This is a genomic window from Geofilum rhodophaeum, assembly GCF_002210225.1.
Classification (GTDB): Bacteria; Bacteroidota; Bacteroidia; order Bacteroidales; family Marinilabiliaceae; genus Geofilum; species Geofilum rhodophaeum.
The window spans coordinates 217565-238461 of sequence record NZ_MWUJ01000002.1 but is presented as its reverse complement, the minus strand read 5'-3'; the positions used below and the strand labels follow the sequence as shown (position 1 = coordinate 238461).

Sequence of the window (20897 nt, the reverse complement as noted above, 5' to 3'; positions counted from 1 at the left end):
TTATTTATCAATATTAAATCATGTTTTTATTAATATGCGCCTGGGCGTAGCTAATCTTCTTAGTAAATATTTTCTGGCCGTCAAGAATGGCCTTGACGATTATCATCAAATCGTGCCAGCTTATAGCCACTGAAGTATGCTTGTCACCCAAAGTGGGCAGCTTAAAACAGTAAAAGGTGGATGGTGCAAAGCCCTGATTGGCGCAAAAGCCGCGTACGCTTAAACGTGAGTGCAAATACTCTTGATAAACCCCCTGGAAGGTCGAAAGTGTCATCCTCGACAAGTGCTTTTTACTATTTTGCGATCATTACTCAACAACTCCTCCGTTAGTATGATACCTTACACTGCTAACAATGTCTTTGTTTTTGCATTGAATTTTCATATCTCTATACTTTTGAAAGTTATCCACAAATCTATTATGCCCACAATTACCAGCCATAAGCCGCGATACAACAGACTGATCACGCCCGCATACCCGCCACCTCCTAAAAACCTGCCTGCCTCCTCCTTATCCAACACTGATGTCTTGATGTGAAACCGATCCCTGTCTACACCTGAAAATAGGTTTGAGGTGCACATGAGGTAATAAATGCTGCAAGTAAAGAAACGACAAGGAGTTTCATTTTTGTTTTCATCGGATTAAAGATCAGCATTATTATTCAAAAAAACATGAATCGACTTCTCATTCGGCCCTCAGCCACTTTATCAGTGTAGGAGATCCACCGGCATAGCGAAGACCAAACCCGCCGGCAGAAACCGGGTTAATATCGATATCGATATTAACCTCCTGCGCTACCCCCGCACTCTCGCGAGCCCCGGCCCGAGTCGTTACATCCGCAATAAGCCGCTTACCCCTTATCTCCAAAGTAATCAAACAGGGCGTTCGGAAAGCCGAGGTGGACACCGGGGCACTCACTTCCTTTACCACCCCCTTCTCATACTTCACAATAAGACAATCCACAGCATTGTGGTACTTGGTGGTTCGGATAAAGCGCAAAGCATAACCCGTCAGGTTCTGCGCATCAAAATTGATCAGCACATCCATGTACAAAGGCGCTATACTGAAACCCTGGCCTGCCGTCTTAAAAGGCGCCACTTCCAGCAACAGTTTAGTGACCCCCTTATGGCCTATGGGCGGCGTGTAATACAGGTAAGCATAAGTGGCCGGCAGCAAGCCCTGCAAGCCTTTGGCCCCATCGGCACCCTCGCCATAATACCAGGCATCCCCCTTAACCATAGGTCTACTGCGCCCGGTAAACATTGGATCAAAACTTCCGAGCGACCAGAAACCCGGCAGAATCTTTGGCTGATCATCGCTGGGAAAGTTTCGAAAATCTGTATGTAAAACCTGCGAGGCAGTCTTTACATGCTTATCGGAAATCCTTTCTGAGCTAAAAACACGAACGGGTGTGCCCCCATCGCTGCGCTGATGCTTCGGGGACACCGAAGCCATCAGGTACCAAGCTACGTCCCCCGCCGAGAGTTCATACGCCCGCAAAGGCACATTTCCCCGAGAAACAGCCACCTTAATCGCAGCGCTGCCACCGGCATCGCTGCAGCGGTACCAGGTCACCTCCGACTGGTCGTCAAAGGCCAGGTCCAACTCGTAAGAAAGGTGAAGCGTGCCTACCTCACTTAAAGACAGTTCAGGTTGCGACAAAAAAACCGGAGGCGGCAGTTTTGAAGGCGCTACGTATAAGACTGCTGCAGCTTCCAGGCCCGCTTCAGTTGTAGCCCTCACCACCACTTCCACCTCCTCATCGCCATCGTTGGTTGGCACCACCGTACACCGCAGTCCGTCGTCAAAAGGGAACAGTTGAACCCGCGCTTCATCCTCCGGCTTAAGCGACCATTGCACCGGCACACCCTGCATCTCAAAATTGCCCCAGCGGAAAACTTTGGCAGAAAGCAGCACACTGTCGCGCCCCGTTTCAATGGACCCTTTGCCCTTGTTTATCACCAACTGCGTTGGAATGCTGCTGTAGTTCCTCCCCCTCTCCTTTTCCACCGACTTAATCACCGACGCAATACCCATCGGATCCCAATCGTCGTTACCACGCAACAAATTGTAAGAATTGTAAACGCGCTCCCCTTGGTAATCCAGCAGGTAAGCACCCAACACCCCCTTCTGGTTCATGTCCACCGTCAAAACCGAACCAGGTTCCTCAACAACAACCGGCTCACCATTTAAAGAAAGCCCATACTGGTAATTCCTTGTTTCTAAAGGAGCCTCGTCCTGCCACCCCAAATAAGAAAGCCCTTCCGAAACCATCCGCGTATCCACCAGCGCCAACTGTCCCCCCGCCTTAGTAAAATACTGCCTCCCGTCTACATAGGAATTGATGTCGCAATTGAGAAACACCGCCCCCGTACCCCGGGTCCAGTAAAAAGGCTTTGAACTGTAAAAATCAAAAGTACTGTTCAGATAAACCCCCGTACCACTCAGCGCATCGTCGGTCAGCTCAAAATGACAAGCATCAAAGAGCACACGTTTTGCACCCACAAAGGGACAAAGATTTAAACGACTAATAAAACGCGTATTGCGGGCCACAATTTTATCGCCATTGCAATGAATTAACTGCGCCTGAACAATGGCCGACGCCCGCTTTCCCCTATTCAACTCCGGCTTCAAAGGAAACTCGAGATCCACATTGCAATAATTACCAAAAGTCACATTCTCCGAACTCGTGCCCTCCCCAACAAACTTGAAAAGCGTAAAATTACCTCGTGCCCCAATCGTTTGTCCCCTATTGGCCGCCAGCACCACATTCTCCGCCTTCTTAGTCAAACCATAAAACCGCAACCACTCACACTCCACAATCAATCCGTAAGGCGCCGCCTCCCCTTCCTTCGGCACCCGAACCTCCGGATCGTCAGGGTTGTCAATCCAGTACACATAAGGCGCCATATACAGCACCATAGGCTGCTCCTCCGTACCATGCCTCAAATGCGCTACCGCCTCATTCACCGAATTGTACACAAAGTCGTAACGCGCCACCACCTCATCACTCAATTGTCCGTCCACAAAAAAAGCCCTTGCCCCAAGTACAACCGTATCGCCATCATACACCAGGTAAGTACCCTCAAAAACCACCGGGTCTGCAGCATCAAGCGGCGTATAATCAGGCAGCACCTGCGCCAGACAATGCCCAAGCAGAAAAAGCGAAAGACAGGAGAATATGAATTTTTTCATAGCTGGCTGCTTGGTTTGTGCTTAAAAAGGTTCAGTATTATTCGGTGCATTTTAGTTGATTGGGGAAGGGGGATATAGGGGTCAATATCGTCCGGAAGACCCCTATTTACTTATTGCTTTCAAGATCCTTTCTTCCTTAATAAGCACATCCTTCAACAACAGTTGATGAGGGAACTGCTTAAGTTTAGAATTCTTAAATCCCTCCAAAATTTTATTCAAGGAAGACGCAGTAATCAGTGATAGGTTTATTTCAAACTCCAAATCGCAATCATTAATAAAATCATCACTGAAATCAGGAGCGACTAATAAAGACTTCACTACATTCAGTCCCTCATCCTGAGCTTGCTTGATGTAGGATTTTATTTGACGTGATACTGCACTAAATTTATTATAACCACTTTCCTTAACTGTTTTACACTCAACAATAATCACATCATTATTCCCAAGGTTCAAAATAATGTCGCATTTAGAATTCGCAGTATTTATGGTCTTCTTGAGGTCCTCATCCACAAAGAAGCCCAATTTCTCGAAAATGGTTTTGGTAATATCTTCAAACTTTAATCCGATTTCACTCTCCTTGATCATTATGCCATTCTCCTTAAGAGTTGCAAGGTCTCGAAATCCTATAGCTTCATAATTTTCAATCAGAAGATTCTCTGCATCCTTATAAGCATCCAGAATATTCAATGCCAAGTCGCCTCGTTGTTTGATGTCGTTATCAGCAGCAAACTGCTTAAGTTCCTCCGTTGGTATAATATCAAGAATATCCCTCGGCTTTATGTTCAAATCCAATAAAGAACTGCAATTAACGACGAAGTCATCATGCAACTCAAACTCTTTGTACAGATACTTTTTGAAGACGGGCATCTTTTCGTTCAGTTCCAATAGTAATTTCTCATAGCCTTCAACAGAAATACCCACTTTATCGTCCCGCTCCAATCTATTGAAATAATCAATTATGTGGTTTATCTTCTCATCTACTGTGCTACCTCTAAGTGGTGAGTCAATCCGAAGTCCTTTTTCCCACACTTCATTAATTACCTTCTTTTTATCGGTAAGGGATGTATCCTCCTTGTGAATCTCAGCGGCAAGAATATCTGAAACCGAAATACCCTCAGTAATTATCGACTTTATTTTTTCATCGTATGTAAGCTCTTTAAAATCAATGTTGTGCTTTCGACAAATAAGGTTGATTTGTGGCTCCCTAAAAGTCTTCAGAACTCTACGAAAATGCTTATCGGCAATTTCCTTCTTTCGTATCTTTCTTAACACCGTAACCACTTCATCTGCAACAAAAACGGTGTTGCTCTTCTTAGAAAAGAAAACAACTCCGATGTTTTTGAGGGAAGCGATCACACTGTCAATTTCCAGCTTAACAGGAGGAACGATCAAATAATTGATGAGCTTTACTTCCTCTTGTGAAAGCTCCAACTTCCGCGCCAATGTCAGAAGAATGGTCAATTCATCATTAGAAATTTTATTTTCCCTGTTATTCTCAGTATCATTAACGTAGGCTGTTTCTACACATGCTTTATAAATGCTATAATCTCGTCTTCTCTCTATCGACAAATCAGATTTTTCGTCACTCAACTGCTTGGTTAATGCAGCTGTTTTGTTTCGAATATTTGTCAATTCTCGTTCATAGAGTGTTGACAACCAAGCCTGTTTAAGTATCCCATTCCCATCCCTTATCAGTATATCTATCAGAATATCGAGCTGTGAAGAAGTATTCACAAACTCTGCCTTAACGGTCTCCGCAAACTCATTCTTCACCAGGTTAAAAACCCTTGCAATATTTATACTGTCAACACTCTTTAAGTCTCCGCTACTGTTATCAGAAAGAATCTTGTCAATCTCCTTATTATTCTTTGGATTACAGGACTTAATGTTGTCGATAACCTTTAAAAAGGGATTCTTCTCCAATGAATTTACATTCTCAAGGATTTTCTCTAGTTTCATGACCGCTCTCAATTTTGGTTAATAGCTTATTTACAGTCTCATTCAATTGGTCAATCTTAATTTCCAATTCCTGGTTATTGTCACTCACCATCGCATCCACAAAAATGGAATTCACCAAGGACAGACCGAGTATCCCTCCAGTCAATACAACAATGATGAAATACAGATAGGTAAAAAAGGCTTTTGCGGAAGTCCCATATTCTATTAGCTGTTCTGGTATCTCGAACCAACCTTCAACAGTAAAGATTTTGAAAATGGAGTACAGCGAAATGAGTGGTGTTGAAAAGTAATCGGTTCCACTGGACCTAAAGATGTAAAACGACAACAATCCAATAATCAAAATGTAAGATACAAAGCCGATTAGCACAAAGACAGATGCCTTTAGCGCTCTTTGAAGGCCTGCAATTAGCTCATTAATATTGGGTATAAACTTAATAAACCGAAATGCTTTAAATACACGCATTACCCTAAATACCAACAAGAAACTCACATCTAAGATAGTTACGTCAAATACAAAAGTTACTAATGACGGTAATGAAACAAGAACCAGGACAAAATCCAATCTATTCCAATTTGATTTTAGATACCCAGTAAAACCCTGGTGCTTAATCTTTACAAGGAGCTCAACGACAAAAAGCCCGGTAATAACATTATCCGCAAGCAGAAGAACAAAGCGATCAACTCCTGTAAAATGATATCCGCTGATAAATATAATCGCAGTATTAAGTGCGATCAAAGAGAAAATAAAACGGTCGTTAAAAAAAATTGCTTTCATAGTTATCCGAAAAACCAGTACTCCATGGTCGCAAGCATTTACAAAGCGCGAACAGAGGAACATTTAATCGAAAGAAGATCCATCGAAGAAATTATGACTATATTTCAAATATAAGGAAAATTATCTATAATAAGTGACCATATTGATTCTAAAAAGGCAGCTTACAGAGACTTTAGAGGATCGTGGTCCCAAGCGAGTTCAGCTGTCCTAACGGTAGAACAGAGGAACAATCCGGAATACTCCAGACAGATGACTTACTAAGGCAGCCCCCTATAGATTAAAAGAGAATGGATAATGGCCAAACCACTTAAGGCTTTTATCCCAATAACCCAAAGCGCTCATCTCCCCAACGAAGTGGCCCTTAAGGTTAAGTCTAGTAAATAAAAAGTTGTAAATTTATGCAGCTGATTCTGTTAGCTAGTCCTCATTAAGATCTGATCCCGGAAATTAGTTCTCAAATTGCAAGCTTAGTTTTTAACTATGACATTACCCAGTAATACAAGCCTGAAGACCAATAAGTTAATGCAAGTTTACGACAACACTGTTGCTACTTACAAGTACTATTGGCTTGTCTCAATCCTGGACATCTACGTTAAAGAGGGAAAGACGCAAATCTCGTTCTGGGAGATTATTGTTGGAATGATAGCAGAAGCCTGGTACCCAATACACTTCTTTCGTTTATCTTTTGGAAAGGCCGACTCGCTATATGCCCAAATTATTGAATTGCAGAAGGAGCTTAATATCCCGATTGATGCTAGAAAACAGGTTATAAAAAGAGTATTAAACAGCAATGTCGACACACCGAAAATTCGCAGTTTGTTGCGGGTTTTCTCTCTAAATGTTCCTTACCGCTTTCTATCACCTTGGATTAAATACACCACGAATGAAGGTGTTGTGCGTTCATCCCAAGTCTTTACCAATAATGCCTTATATGCCATCGAGAATGACACCATCAGGATAAACCCGAAATGGGAAACGTATCTACACGACAATTATCTCATCTTGCGGGATTTTACCTTCTGGCACTTGACAAACTTTCTACAAAAAAGGAATCCCAATGTCCCCAATCTGACCTCAAAACTGGTGAAACCCATTTCCAGAGCGTCACTCACTCGGCAACGACAATTTTGGGATACATTTATAGAAGTAAACGGCACCATCAAATGCATTTATACGGGGCAGCTACTAGAACCGAAGAACTATGATCTGGACCATTTTATTCCCTGGAGTTTTGTTTCACACGACCTTTTATGGAATTTAGTTCCTGCCGATGCAGGCATAAATTCTTCCAAAAGCAACAATCTCCCGATATTAGAAGAGTACCTTTCCCCCTATGCACAAATACACCAAAATGCACTGCGAGTAATCTTCAAAAAAAACCCAAACAATAATCTACTAGAAGACTACCTTACAATTCACGACTCTATCCCCAACCTCATCAAACTATCAGCCCTTGAGTTTTTCGAGATATTTCACAAAACCTTTTCACCTATGACCCAGATAGCAGAAAACATGGGCTTTAGATACTGGCAAAACCCTATGTCCCATGAAACAACCTCGCAATAACCCTCACCTAACCGCTATCGAAAGAAATGCAATCTCCTTTCCGACCCGATGGCTGGCACAACACAGTTTGCTGAATGGCGAGATTCTGGATTTTGGATGTGGCTACGGTTATGACACCCACCAGCTCCAAAAACAAGGCTATAATATCGTTGGCTACGACAACTACCATCGCCCTGACTACCCTAAAAAACGGTTTGACACTATCATATGCAATTATGTATTAAACGTTCTAGAACCTAATGAACAGGCTGAAGTCTTAATGGCAGTTTCTGAATTACTTAAGCCTACTGGCAAGGCTTTCTACTCAGTAAGGCGAGATTTAAAGAAAGAAGGCTTTAGAATGCACTTTGTTCACAAAAAACCGACTTACCAATGCAATGTACTTTTACCCTTTAAAAGCCTATACGCCAATGAAAATTGTGAAATATATCAGTACCAACCTTACAACCAATTGAGCAGATCTGATAAAGGATGTCCTTTCTGCACCTTAGCTCCGGAAATCGAGCTGCTAACCGAAACCGCGACAACCATAGCCTTTCTAGATGCCTTTCCTGTCAATCCCGGCCACGCACTAATCGTTCCTAAGCGACATGTCGCAGATTATTTTGACCTCTCCATTCATGAACAACGCGCGCTTTGGCTGGTAATCAACCGATGCAAAACAATCATCCAAAACAGATTCAACCCTGATGGATTCAATATCGGCATAAACAATGGTGAAGCGGCGGGTCAGAGTATTTCTCATGTCCATATACATCTCATCCCCCGCTATAGAGGAGATGTTAAAAGACCTAAAGGTGGTATTCGAGGAGTAATTCCCGGCAAACAAAACTATTAATGAGCCATAAAGAAAAAGTGTTAGTGCGGAAACAAGAATCCATCTTGCTAAGAGTTACGCCTAAAATCTAATTCCATCTCAAAAAGCCGGCTTCTATTGCGTCAACCATTTACAAAAACATTTGTCTCTTTCTAACAGGCTCATCCCCATATATATTTGACCCAGATTGGCCCCTTTCTCCAAAAAGGACTCCAAAAAATAGATATAAATTATAAAAAGGAATAAACAACAACCAGAAATGATTTCCATGGCGTCCTAAATCATGAAACCTCTGAACAATTAAGCTGACTTGAAAAAAGGCCACCAATATCATTACAAAAAGCCGCAACCAATCTAAATCTGGGAGGTAAATTTGAGTCACAACCAGAATAGCTGTAAACATACTGTATGTACACAGGAATTCCGAGCGCCCAACACGCCCAGAAAACAGTGCACTCTTACTGTCGGTATCACCCCAACCAGCACCATTGGAAGCCTGATTTCTCCGTTGAACCCTATGATAACCAACTGTTTTCATCTCTTGCAGACTATTAATTTCAGACCGAAGCCCAAATACACTTCGAGCCCACCCTCATTATTACGCCGTGGATTTTCGCCCAGATTAACAATAATAATTCTGTATATATCTCTCCTGGATTAAGCTCTGGCGAACAACGATTGTCTTGCTTTAGAAATATTCCGCTAAGTACCTCCCTCCAAAATATTAAACTAGGATCAACAGCATCAACTGACGTCTCAACAGCCATTCTGTCGTCCAGCTGTAATACGTTTTCAGTCTCTTCATCAACAATTATTTGATCTTTACTTTCCTGAGTCCCCGATTATCGCATTTCGGAACACGACAAAGAAAGAAGGGAAAACAATGCAATGAAAAAAGTCTTCATTAATAATGAATTAAGGTTATTATTGGGATTTCCTTTAAATAAATATTGCATCCTCCCAAAGGGAACTAGTTCAGGGGCAAACTACGACGATGCTATTTCAGTTGTATATTTAGTTTTGTGAGTTCCCCTTCGTCTATAAAATCATCGTTATTGTGATTGATTAAAATCGCAAGATATAATGTGTCAAGAGAGCTGTCTTCAATGGGGATTTCAGCCCCATTTACAAATAGCTTGTTGACGTCGAATGCAAGTTTAAACTGGCGCTCTGATTGGCTGATTGGTGTAAGTCGCTTAGTATCGACACCATCATAAACCAGAAAATGATGCGCATCGTTTACTATGTATAAATACTCATAACCACCATACCTTGGAGCAGCCATACCTGTAGCGGGCGAGAAAAACTCAACCTGAGAAAGGGGCATGTTTACAGCAACCTGCTCCAAGATTTCAGGCTTGGTAACAGCTGCCAATTGAACAACACAATCGGAGATTTGGGTGTCTTCAAAACGAGGAAAAGTAAAGTAAAATGAGAAAGGTGCTTTTTTGACTTCAATGACTTCATAACCACCCTCCTTAACCTTATACTCATGTCCATCTTGCACAAACAGAATATTCGAAACGGCATCGGTTTTGTGCAGGCCCCAAAAAGCACAGGAGGCGGCCCCCAAAGAGAGCAAAACAAAAAAAGAAATGAAAGAGCAAAAAGGGAGTAGCGCCTTTTCGATTGATTTCAACTTGTTAATAAAATTCATAGCGAAGAGTTTATGGTATTAAACAAAACTGCTTATCAAAGTTAAATAAAACCAGCTAAATAAGAACAATCACTTCGAAGTTTTTCAGACACTAAGACGGTCAATCGCTATTTTACCATGCCTTTGTGGTAATCTTGCAGGGGGCATAGGCCATTACCAAAATCGGGCTGCTACTTTTTGGTCAAATCGATTCTTAGCCCATAATTAAATTCTGAACGAGATTACGCTCAATAAACCACCTGATGTGCGAGTATACTGCCACGTCAATTGGCTCACTTTCTAATTCGATGTCCAGTCCTGGTCCAGTGTTGAAAGGCTGCAATTTTTCTACAGACTCTGACCTGGACAGACCACCATATACTCCCCAACGCACTTATGCGCTCAAGTTAAAAGCAATAAAGAGGGAAACAAGGAATAAGATTAAGATTTTCACAGGTTTAATGGTTTAGAAAAAAGTGCTTGAATCGAAACATGAATGACCTAAAGTAACAAAATTAATAATGCCGTCGACAAAGGAAGACTCCTCAAATGAAAAAGCTGCTCCCGCATGAAGGGGAGCAGCTTTTGGGGTAGTGCGACCGGCACGGAGCGGGTCACAGCATAAAGCGGTCAAACGCTACTTTACAATACCTTTGTGGTAATCTTGCAGAGATTTTACCAGGTAGTTGCCGTTCAGGCGCTCTTTGATACCGGCCGCGGCGGCTTTGGCAGCGGCGGTGGTGGTAATGTAGAGCACATTGTTTTTAATGGCGTTCTTACGGATGTAAGAGTCGTCGAACTCGCTTTGCTTACCGGCAGGGGTATTCATTACGAGGTTGATTTCGCCATTTTTAAGCAGGTCAACGATGTTGGGGCGACCTTCATGTACTTTCAGCACTTCCTCGGCTTGGATACCCTTACTTTGCAGAAAGGCGGCGGTACCTTTGGTGGCAACCACGCCAAAGCCCATGCCGGACAGGTCGCGGGCCACTTCGATCATCTGATCTTTGTCGTTGTCGGCTACGGTAATCAGCACCTTGCCTTCAACGGGCAGCTTCAGTTTGGTGGCTTCCTGCGACTTGAAAAAGGCAAGACCAAATGAGTCGGCCAGTCCCAGCACTTCACCGGTAGAGCGCATCTCGGGTCCGAGTACGGGATCTACATCGGGGAACATGTTGAAGGGGAACACGGCTTCTTTCACGCCAAAGTGGCTGAAAGTAGGCTTCTTCAGGTCGAAATCGCTGAGCTTTTTACCAAGCATGAGCTGGGTGGCGATTTTGGCCATGGGAATGTTGCATATTTTGGAGACCAAAGGCACGGTGCGCGAGGCGCGGGGGTTGGCTTCCAGAATAAAGACCTCGTCCTTGTAAATGGCGTACTGAATGTTCATGAGTCCCACCACCTTCATTTCTACGGCAATGCGACGGGTGTATTCTTCTATAGTGGCTATTTGCGCATCGGTGATGGCTACCGGGGGAATCACACAGGCGGAGTCGCCTGAGTGAATGCCGGCGTACTCGATGTGCTGCATGACGGCGGGCACAAAGGCGTCTTTGCCGTCGCAAATGGCGTCGGCTTCGGCTTCAATGGCGTCTTCCAAAAACTTGTCGATGAGCAGGGGCCGGTCGGGCGAGACTTCTGCGGCGGCAGCTTTTACGTACTGGCGCAGCATGGCCTCGTCCTGCACAATGCGCATGCCGCGTCCGCCCAACACGTAGGAGGGGCGCACCATCAGCGGATAGCCGATGCGGGCTGCAATGGCCAGGGCCTCGTCTTCGGTGCTGGCCATTCCGCTGGCGGGCTGCGGGATGTGCAGCTTTTCCATGATTTCACGAAACTGGTCGCGGTCCTCGGCCAGGTCGATGGTATGGGGACTGGTTCCGATGATTTTTACGCCGTTGGCTTCAAGTTCGGCGGCGATGTTCAGCGGGGTTTGTCCCCCAAACTGACAAATAACACCGTCGGGCTTTTCTTTTTCGTAGATGCTGAGTACGTCTTCTACGGTAAGGGGCTCAAAGTAGAGGCGACCGGAGGTGTCGTAGTCGGTCGATACCGTTTCGGGGTTGCAGTTGACCATGATGCTTTCGTAGCCGGCATCGCGGATGCTGAAGGCGGCGTGAACGCAGCAATAGTCGAATTCGATACCCTGACCAATGCGGTTGGGTCCCCCACCCAGCACCATGATTTTCTTTTGCTGATCAACCGCCACCTGGTCGGGGGCGTTGTAGGTACTGTAGTAGTAGGCGGCATCTTCTACCCCGCTGACCGGTACCGGCTCCCAGGCTTCTTCCATGCCCACTTGCTTGCGTCGGGCACGGATTTGGTCTTCGGGCAGCTCCAACAACTTGGCGAGGTACTTGTCGGCAAAACCGTCTTTCTTGGCCTGAACAAAAAGTGCTTCGGGCAGTTCCTTGCCGCGGTATTTCAGGATTTCTTCTTCGAGCTGAACGAGTTCCTGCATCTGCTCGATGAACCAGGCCTTGATGGCGGTCTTCTCGTGCAACTGCGCCACGGTGGCGCCCTTGCGCAGGGCTTCGTACATTACAAACTGACGCTCACTGGTGGGGTAAGCCAGTAGGCCCATCAGCTGGTCGAGACTCAGACTGTTGTAGTCCTTGGCAAAGCCCAATCCGTAGCGACCGGTTTCCAGGGAACGGATCGCCTTTTGCAGGGCTTCCTTGTAATTTTTGCCGATGCTCATGACCTCACCCACGGCATGCATCTGCGTGCCCAGCTTGTCCTTGAGTCCGTCGAATTTCTCAAAGGCCCACTTGGCAAACTTCACCACCACGTAGTCGCCCGTAGGCACGTACTTATCGAGACTGCCATCCTTCCAGTAAGGCAGTTCATCGAGGGTGAGTCCGCATGCCAGCATGGCGGAGATCAGGGCGATGGGGAAGCCGGTGGCCTTGGAGGCCAGGGCCGAGGAGCGCGAGGTACGGGGATTAATTTCGATGACAACGATGCGACCGGTCTTGGGGTCGTGTGCCCACTGTACGTTGGTGCCGCCGATTACGCCGACACTCTCCACGATGCGGTACGAGAGCTCCTGCAATTTCTGTTGAACATCTTCGGCAATGGTGAGCATGGGTGCCGTGCAAAAAGAGTCGCCGGTATGTACGCCTACGGGATCCACATTCTCGATGAAGCAAACGGTAATCATTTTGCCGTTTTGGTCGCGTACCACTTCCAGCTCCAGCTCTTCCCAGCCGAGGACCGACTCTTCTACCAGAATCTGGCCGATCATACTGGCGGCAATACCCCGCGAGGCAATCACGCGCAGCTCTTCCACATTGTAAACAAGGCCGCCCCCGGTTCCGCCCATGGTGTAGGCGGGACGAATCACCACGGGATAACCAAGCTCTTCGGCAATTTCTTCGGCGGCTTCGATGCTGGTCACCGCCTTACTGCGGGCCATTTCAATGCCCAGCTCTTCCATCGAGTTCTTAAACTCGGTGCGGTCCTCCCCTTTTTCAATGGCTTTGAGGTTCACCCCGATGACTTCCACATTGTATTTTTCGAGGATGCCTTTGTTCGCCAGATCGAGCGACAGGTTCAGCGCCGTTTGTCCCCCCAGGTTGGGCAGCAGGGCATCGGGCCTTTCTTTTTTAATGATCTCGGTAAGGGCATACTCATTCAAGGGCTCGATGTAGGTAAAATCGGCCATTTCGGGGTCGGTCATGATGGTGGCGGGATTGCTGTTGACCAGCACAATTTCGTAGCCTAAGGCACGCAGGGCCTTACAGGCCTGGGTGCCTGAGTAATCGAATTCGCAGGCCTGCCCAATGACGATGGGGCCCGAACCAATGATCAAAATTTTGTGGATGTCGTTCCGTTTTGGCATGTTCAAATGTTTATATAAGGATCCTAAACTTTAACTGCACTAAAAAGGGGCTGTACCGGGCGCCCCTTCGCTATTGATGCTCAGCAAACCAGGTTTCTGCGCTCAGAAACTTCTCAATTGACGTTCGCTTCACTCCAAAACGGATGCAATATTACGAAAAATTTGCCTAAAGTTATAATCTAAAAGTCCTTGTGCTTGCTCAGAGGATTAACTTTAGTGCGCAGACGGCTGTCGTTGTACCGGGCCGCGGCAATCAGCAGCACAAATACCGCAGCGGTATAATACACAAAGGCGGGAATGGGTACCGGATCGCCTCCTGCATAACTGTGCATACCGGCCAGGTAGTAGTTGACCCCCAGGTAGGTCATGATGACCGAGGCAATGCTGACCATGGCGGCACTGTTAAAAGCCAGCTGTCCCCGCATACCGGGAATAAAGCGCATGTGCAACACAAAGGCGTAAACGATGATGGTGATGAGCGACCAGGTTTCTTTGGGATCCCAGCCCCAGTAGCGGCCCCAGGACTCGTTGGCCCATACGCCGCCCAAAAAGGAGCCGATGGTCATCAGGTAAAGACCGGCGGTCAGCGACAGCTCATTGATGGCGGTAAGCTCTTGAATGCTGAGTTGCAGTCGCGCATAATTAAGGGGCGTGCGCACAATCACGATGAGGAGACTCAGGAAGCCGAGCAGGGCCCCCAGGGCCAAAAAGCCGTAGCCCGCAGTAATGATGCTGACGTGCAGGGTGAGCCAGTACGACTGCAAAACGGGCACCAGATTGGTGATCTGGGGATTCATCCAGCTGAGGTGGGCAATCATAAGCACCAGTCCCGCAAACAGCGCCGAAATGGGCAGGATGAGGGGCGACTTGCGGACAAACACGAAGGCGGCAAAGAGGATGGTCCATCCGACAAAGACCATGGTTTCGTAGCCGTTGCTCCAGGGGGCGCGACCGGCCAGATACCAGCGCAGGCCCATGCCGAAGCTGTAATACAAAAAGCCAAGCAGAATCAGCACAAAACCTATGCGCATCACGGTCTTGAATTGCCAACGGGGCTTCAGCAGGGTGACGAATTGCAGGAGCAACAAAAACGCTCCGAGTCCGAACAGCACCGTACTGAGCCACAAAAAGATGCTGAGACGGTTGTAGAGCAGCTCCATCCGGAGACGGCGCTCACCGGGCAGCAGTTCGGCGGCGTGACTTTCCTGATAAGTCCGCACCTCATCGAGCAGCGCCAGGGCACCCGCCCTGTCGTTGTTGCGCACTTGCTGAATAAAGTTACTGAGTACCGAAGTCACAAAGGCACTGTCGTTGGGCGACAGCGTGGTGGGCCGTGCCACGGGGGTGTACCAGGGTTGTTGCCGATCGGCCGAAGTAGGAAAAATCTGGTGCAGCTCACCGGCCTGGGTGAGGTAAAACACATTCACCTGCTCATCCACCTTAATCGCTTCCTGGTCGAGCTTGTTGCGCTCCGAAGGACTTTTGCGGTAGGCCGCTTCTACCAGAGACTGAATGCGGTAATTGCGTTGGGCATCAAAAAAGTCGGCAAAGGCCGCTTTGGGTCCGCTCAACTGCAACAAACGACGCAACTCGGGCTCCTTAACGGTGATCAGGGGCGTACGCTGCCATTCGGCCGGATGGCTAAAGAAGCCCAAAATCAGCTGATCGGCGGTCCGCCCCCTAAAACTGTGGTGCTTCACCAGCTTCAGGGCAATTTCCTGATGCAGGGAGTTCAGCGGCTTGATGCGGCCGCCCCTGTCGAGCACCCAAAGCGACCCGAACTCGGCGGCCAACTCCGCATCGGGAGCCGGCGGCAAGTCGACCTGCCGTTGGGCGAGGGCGCCCAGCGGCAAAAGCAGCAGCAAGACCAGACCGACCAGCTTGCGTCGCTGGCGGTGAATGCGATCCACCTGATGAAGCAGAATACGAAAGCGGGTGCCCGGGGCAAAGAGGGCCCAAAACATACCCAGACTCATCAAAAAATAGCCGATGTAGGTCACCAGGGTGCCTGCGCCGTCGCGGTTCACCGACAAGATGGTGCCACGCTCGTCGGTGTCGTACGAGCTTTGGTAAAGCCGGTAGCCGCGGTGATTCAAAATATTGTTCATAAAAATGGAATGCTCGCTTTCCGTCCCCGTAGCGTGGTCGGTGAGCTGCACTTCGCTGCGGTAGCCGGAGGGACTCTCCGAACCGGGATAGCGCTCCAGAATAAATTCCTTAAGTCGAACACTGAAGGGCAAATCGATGGGCAGGGCGCCGTAGCGCAGCTGCAGGCTGCCCTTGGGAAATTCAATGTTGAGGGGCGCCCCGATTTCCCCGCTGCGGCCGTATACCATGAGGGTGTCGCGCTCGCCCTGGTGGCGGACTTCCATCACAACAGCGTGGGGCTGGGTGCTGCCTTCGTGGGCGTGACCGGAATTGGGTATAAAGGCGAGACTGCGGACTTTGATTTTTCCGGAGGGCGTGCTTATGCTGCCCTTATAGGCATGGGGGGTGGCGGGCGATAAAAGGGCGGGCTTCGACTGCTGGATGTGCGCATCGGCGCTCTGCCACTCGAGGGTCAGGTGCGGATCGTAGGAAAGCATTTGCTGCTCACTCTCCCCCTCCCTGATGTGCATGAGTCCCTCGTAACCCACATAGCGGGTGAGGGCGGCGCCCAGCAAAATCAGAAAAAACGACAAGTGAAACAACAAAACGGGCAGCTTACGTCGCTGCCACATCTGAAAATTGAAAATATTGCCGAGCATGTTGATGGCCAAAAGCAGGAAGATGCCCTCGAACCACCAGGCGCTGTAAACCAGATGACGGGCAGCGGGTGTGCCGTAGTCGTTTTCGACAAAGGTGGCCATGGCCATGGCGGCGGCCAGAATAACCAGGAGGGCGCCCATCATCCAGGGGGCCGAGAGTACTTTTACCACTTGCTTCATCCGTGCAGCTTTAGGTTCGGTTTTTCCAATCAGGTAAATATATACCGTTTGACCCAAATCACAAAATGCAGGGTCGGCTTACACATTGAGCTTCGGCTCATTAAAACGACGCTTATTTCAGCTGTTTTCATCGAAAAGAGCTGCTTTTGAATAACATATTAACTATTTGTAATGTACAGTCTGGACCCCACTCCTGTAGAAATGGCGCAAAAACTGGCCCTGAAACACAAGGCCCTGCGGCGACAGTTAAAAATGTCTCAGACCGAAATGGCGGAACGCTCCGGCGTTTCACCGGGCAGTCTCAAATGCTTTGAGCGCAGCGGCAACCTTCATTTGACGCATTGGCAAATATTTCGTTTTTTTGTGCCGCTACATCTACAAACCAAAAACATGAAAAGATTTTTAACGGGCCTGTTGCTGACGGGCTGCTGGCTGGGCCTTGGGGCACAGAACGACAACAAGGTGCAGGTAGAACTGCACGGCTTTGTGGCCGTGGACGGGGTTTACAATACCCGCGCCAGCAAACAGGCACGCAATCACCACATTTACCTTTATCCGCTGCCGGAGCGACAGCACGACATTACCGGGGAAGATTTGAACGACCGGGGGCGCTTCGATTTGGACGCGGCGCACTCACGCTTTGGCCTGCACCTGAAGGGACCGGAGTGGGAGGGTTTGCGTGTTTCGGGGGTGTTGGAGGCCGACTTCCTGGGCGATGACCGGGGAAGCGATGCGGATTTTCGTCTGCGCCATGCTTACATTAAGCTGGGCCGGGGCGACTGGGATGTAACGGTGGGTCAGACCTGGCACCCTTTCTTTATTCCGGAGAACTTTCCGCAAATGGTGAATACCTGTGCGGGATTGCCCATGCACCCCTTAAGTCGCAACCCCCAGGTACGGGTGGCCTGGCAGGCGGGCAGACAGACCGAGCTGTCGCTGACCCTGCTCGAACAAAACAACTTCCGGACCACCGGCTTTGCCTCAGGCAGCGAGGATGCCGGTCGCCCCGAAGTGGTACTGCAAGTCAAAAGCGGCGGGGACGGCCCCGCCTGGGCTTCCTTCACCGCAGGCTACAAGCAACTGGCTTTGCCTGAGGCCTACGACCCGGCAGGCACCCAGCCCTTACTCAAGGGCTGGCACGCCCAGGCGACCTTTCGCTATCGCCTGCAAGTCGCCACTTTTAGGGCAGGGGCCTTATACGGACAAAACATCAGCGAGATGGTGATTCCCGGAGGGGTGGGCCGTCGCAGCTCTTCGAGTGTGGACGATCCGGACTATCTGCCCCTGGCTACCGCTACGCTGTGGCTGGATGCCGACCGCAGAATGGAGCGCTGGGATCCGGGCATTTTTGTGGGCTACATGCAGGCCCTGGGTGCCTCGGAGCTGGTGGAAGTGGTTGAGGCCCTCTCCTTCGATGCGGGACTCAGTGGGGTTTTCACCCTGGCACCCCGCGTCAAATACCACTTCACCCCGCGCCTGTTTGCGGGTGCCGAGTACATGTATGCCCGGGCCGGATGGGGACAGAACTACGACGATTACGGTCTGCCGGTTGATGTGTTGAACTTTAGCAATCACCGCATGTTGTTATCGATGAGGTACAGTTTTTAAAAAAGAGGGAGACCACTATGTTTAACAAGGAGGAGGCCAAGCAGTTGCGTCTGGAATTTTGGCAGCGCCTGAACAACCGGACGCGGCGACTGCCGGGACAAAAAGGGCGGAAGAAGTTCTGGATTTTTGAGAATACGGGCATCAAGGGGCTGGACTTGCGCTTTGATGTGGACCGGGAAAAGGCCAGGGTGGCGCTGGAAATCAACCACAGCAGTGAAGAGCGGCGCTTGCAACTCTTCGAAAAACTGCAGGCGGCCAAGGGCGTGTTTGAGGAGACTTTCGGGGGACCGCTGACCTGGGATTTTGCCTATGAAAAACCAACGGGCGAACTGGTCTGCCGGACCTACGTGGAAACGCCGGGCGACATCATGAATGAGGAGCTGTGGCCCGATATGTTTTTCTTTTTGATTGACAATATGCTGCGCATGGAAGCGGCCTTCCTGGAAGTGAAGGACTACCTGCAGGCCAACATCAACGAATAATTAGCCATGGAACACAAGCGTTTTTTGGCCGAGTGGGAGCCCCAGGACGGGGTGCTGCTGGCCTGGCCCCACGCGCAAAGCGACTGGGCCTATATGCTGGAAGAGGTGCAGGACTGCTTTTTCGGCATTGTTACCACCCTCCTGCGCTACGAGTCGGTGCTCCTTTTGGTGCCCGATGAGGCTACAGCCGGGGGACTGGAAAAACGGGTGCTTAAGGCGGTGGGCCAAGAGGCAGCGCGGCACCTGTTTCAGCTGGTGGTGCCGACCAACGATACCTGGGCGAGGGACTTTGGGCCTCTTGCGCTGGAGGAGAACGGACAAAAGGCTTTTTTGGATTTTAAGTTCAATGGCTGGGGACTGAAGTTTGCGGCCGATAAGGACAATCGCATCAACCGGGCGCTGTTCGACAAGGGGGTGTTCGACAAAGCGACGAGCTACTACAACCTCTTGAACTTTGTATTGGAGGGCGGGGCCCTCGAAAGCGACGGGGAGGGCACCCTGCTGACGACCTCGGAGTGTCTGCTCTCGCCCAACCGCAACGGGCAGTGGAACCGCAACGAGATTGAAGTCTTTTTAAAGGAGGTGCTGGGCTCAAAAAGGGTGCTGTGGGTGAACCACGGCTTTTTGGCGGGCGACGATACCGACAGTCACATCGATACCCTGGCACGTTTTTGCAGCAGGGACACCATAGCCTATGTAAAGTGTGAGGACGAGGGCGATGTGCATTTCGAGGCCCTGCAGGCGATGGAAAAGGAATTGCGCTCCTTCCGTACGCCCGAGGGGGAACCCTACCGCCTCCTGCCTCTGCCCATGGCCCGTGAGGTGGTGGTGGACGGGGAGCGACTGCCGGCCACCTACGCCAACTTTTTGATTGTCAACGGGGCGGTGCTGGTGCCCACCTACCGGAGCGAGCGGGATGCCCAGGCCCTGGAACAACTGGCCCAGGCCTTTCCGGGACGCGAAGTGGTGGGGGTCGATTGCCTGCCGCTGATCAAACAGCACGGCTCGCTGCACTGCGTGACCATGCAGCTGCCCCGCGGCTACATGCACCCCGATTTGCGACGGGATTAGTCCTACCGCAGCACCTTTATACACTGAAAAACAGTGCTTTATTTTAAGCTATATTTCCTTTTGTTGCGATTTTGCAACAGGGACTTTCGTTAACTTTGTGGGACCACTAAAATTTTAGGGAAGATGCAAAAAATCCGTACCGCTCTGATTCAACAAAGCAATGGGGCCGACCTCGAGGCCAATACCGCTAAGCTGGAGGCCAACATCCGCAAGGCGGCGGCCGAAGGCGCACAGCTGGTGGTGTTGCAGGAGCTGCACAACAGTCTGTATTTTTGTCAGACCGAGGACACCGAAGTGTTCGATCTGGCGGAGCCGATTCCGGGTCCCTCTACCGAGCGCTTTGGTGCGCTGGCTGGCGAGCTGGGCATTGTGCTGGTGACCTCCCTCTTTGAGCGTAGGGCGCCGGGTTTGTACCACAATACGGCGGTGGTGTTTGAGCGCGACGGCAGCCTGGCCGGCAAGTACCGAAAAATGCACATTCCCGACGATCCGGCCTATTACGAGAAATTTTACTTTACGCCGGGCGACCTGGGCTTTGAGCCTATCGACACGTCGGTGGGGCGCCTGGGGGTTTTGGTGTGCTGGGACCAGTGGTACCCGGAGGCGGCGCGTTTGATGGCGCTGCGGGGGGCCGACCTGCTGATTTATCCCACGGCCATTGGCTGGGAGAGCAGCGATGCGCCGGACGAAAAGGAACGGCAGAAGAACGCCTGGATTTTGAGTCAGCGGGGCCATGCCGTAGCCAACGGTCTGCCCGTCGTCTCGGTCAACCGCGTGGGTTACGAACCCGATCCTTCGGGCGTAACGGGCGGCATCAGCTTTTGGGGAAACAGCTTTGTGGCAGGTCCCCAGGGGGAAATGCTGGCCGAAGCGGGCAATGAGGGGGAGGACTTGCTGCTGGTCGATATCGACCTGCAGCGTTCTGAGGCGGTACGCCGCATCTGGCCCTTCCTGCGCGACCGGCGCATCGATGCCTACGGAAACATCGTACGGCGTTTCATCGACTAAATAAAAAACTT

General features: G+C 49.4%; 14 protein-coding genes. 6 read left to right on the top strand and 8 right to left on the bottom strand.

Translation table 11 applies throughout. The features are described from left to right. Positions 1-13: 13 nt before the first annotated feature. From B4W65_RS03420 to B4W65_RS03405, 4 genes are all read right to left on the bottom strand, one after another. Positions 14-274: a hypothetical protein gene (locus B4W65_RS03420; protein ID WP_088653719.1), complete on the bottom strand. Its 261-nt coding sequence runs from the start codon at positions 272-274 to the stop codon at positions 14-16. Positions 275-682: 408 nt separating this feature from the next. Next, positions 683-3193 (bottom strand): hypothetical protein, encoded by a 2511-nt coding sequence (locus tag B4W65_RS03415; RefSeq protein WP_088653718.1) that lies wholly within the window; start codon positions 3191-3193, stop codon positions 683-685. Positions 3194-3295: 102 nt separating this feature from the next. Continuing rightward, entirely contained in the window at positions 3296-5152 is a 1857-nt protein-coding gene (locus tag B4W65_RS03410) for a hypothetical protein (RefSeq protein WP_088653717.1), read from the bottom strand. Further along, a complete protein-coding gene (locus B4W65_RS03405) occupies positions 5130-5927 on the bottom strand; it encodes an ion transporter (RefSeq protein WP_158522763.1) in 798 nt (265 codons plus the stop codon). Before B4W65_RS03405 ends, B4W65_RS03410 begins: the two co-directional genes overlap by 23 nt. A 522-nt stretch (positions 5928-6449) precedes the next feature. Here B4W65_RS03405 and B4W65_RS03400 point away from each other — a divergent pair. Beyond that, entirely contained in the window at positions 6450-7493 is a 1044-nt protein-coding gene (locus B4W65_RS03400; RefSeq protein WP_205741203.1) for an HNH endonuclease domain-containing protein, read from the top strand. Then, a complete protein-coding gene (locus B4W65_RS03395) occupies positions 7474-8331 on the top strand; it encodes an HIT family protein (protein WP_088653714.1) in 858 nt (285 codons plus the stop codon). Before B4W65_RS03400 ends, B4W65_RS03395 begins: the two co-directional genes overlap by 20 nt. A 109-nt stretch (positions 8332-8440) precedes the next feature. Here the strand turns inward: B4W65_RS03395 and B4W65_RS03390 are convergent, their stop codons facing one another. From B4W65_RS03390 to ccsA, 4 genes are all read right to left on the bottom strand, one after another. Beyond that, entirely contained in the window at positions 8441-8848 is a 408-nt protein-coding gene (locus B4W65_RS03390; protein WP_088653713.1) for a DUF805 domain-containing protein, read from the bottom strand. A 459-nt stretch (positions 8849-9307) separates the two neighbouring features. Continuing rightward, positions 9308-9967, bottom strand: coding sequence for a hypothetical protein (locus B4W65_RS03385; protein WP_088653712.1), 660 nt, complete (start codon positions 9965-9967; stop codon positions 9308-9310). 616 nt (positions 9968-10583) lie between these two features. Beyond that, positions 10584-13790 (bottom strand): carbamoyl-phosphate synthase large subunit, encoded by a 3207-nt coding sequence (gene carB / locus B4W65_RS03380; RefSeq protein WP_088653711.1) that lies wholly within the window; start codon positions 13788-13790, stop codon positions 10584-10586. Positions 13791-13969: 179 nt separating this feature from the next. Continuing rightward, the gene (ccsA, locus tag B4W65_RS03375; RefSeq protein WP_088653710.1) at positions 13970-16717 is read right to left on the bottom strand and encodes a cytochrome c biogenesis protein CcsA; all 2748 of its coding nucleotides are present in this window, start codon (positions 16715-16717) and stop codon (positions 13970-13972) included. A 171-nt stretch (positions 16718-16888) separates the two neighbouring features. Between ccsA and B4W65_RS03370 the strand changes: the two genes are divergently transcribed. From B4W65_RS03370 to B4W65_RS03355, 4 genes are all read left to right on the top strand, one after another. Then, positions 16889-18325 (top strand): DcaP family trimeric outer membrane transporter, encoded by a 1437-nt coding sequence (locus B4W65_RS03370; RefSeq protein WP_088653709.1) that lies wholly within the window; start codon positions 16889-16891, stop codon positions 18323-18325. A 17-nt stretch (positions 18326-18342) separates the two neighbouring features. Beyond that, a complete protein-coding gene (locus B4W65_RS17415; protein ID WP_088653708.1) occupies positions 18343-18807 on the top strand; it encodes a DUF4268 domain-containing protein in 465 nt (154 codons plus the stop codon). Between the two features lie 6 nt (positions 18808-18813). Continuing rightward, complete coding sequence (locus B4W65_RS03360) at positions 18814-19878, top strand: agmatine deiminase family protein (protein ID WP_088653707.1); 1065 nt, start codon at positions 18814-18816, stop codon at positions 19876-19878. A 123-nt stretch (positions 19879-20001) separates the two neighbouring features. Beyond that, positions 20002-20886 (top strand): carbon-nitrogen hydrolase, encoded by an 885-nt coding sequence (locus B4W65_RS03355; protein ID WP_088653706.1) that lies wholly within the window; start codon positions 20002-20004, stop codon positions 20884-20886. The last annotated feature ends 11 nt before the right edge of the window (positions 20887-20897 follow it).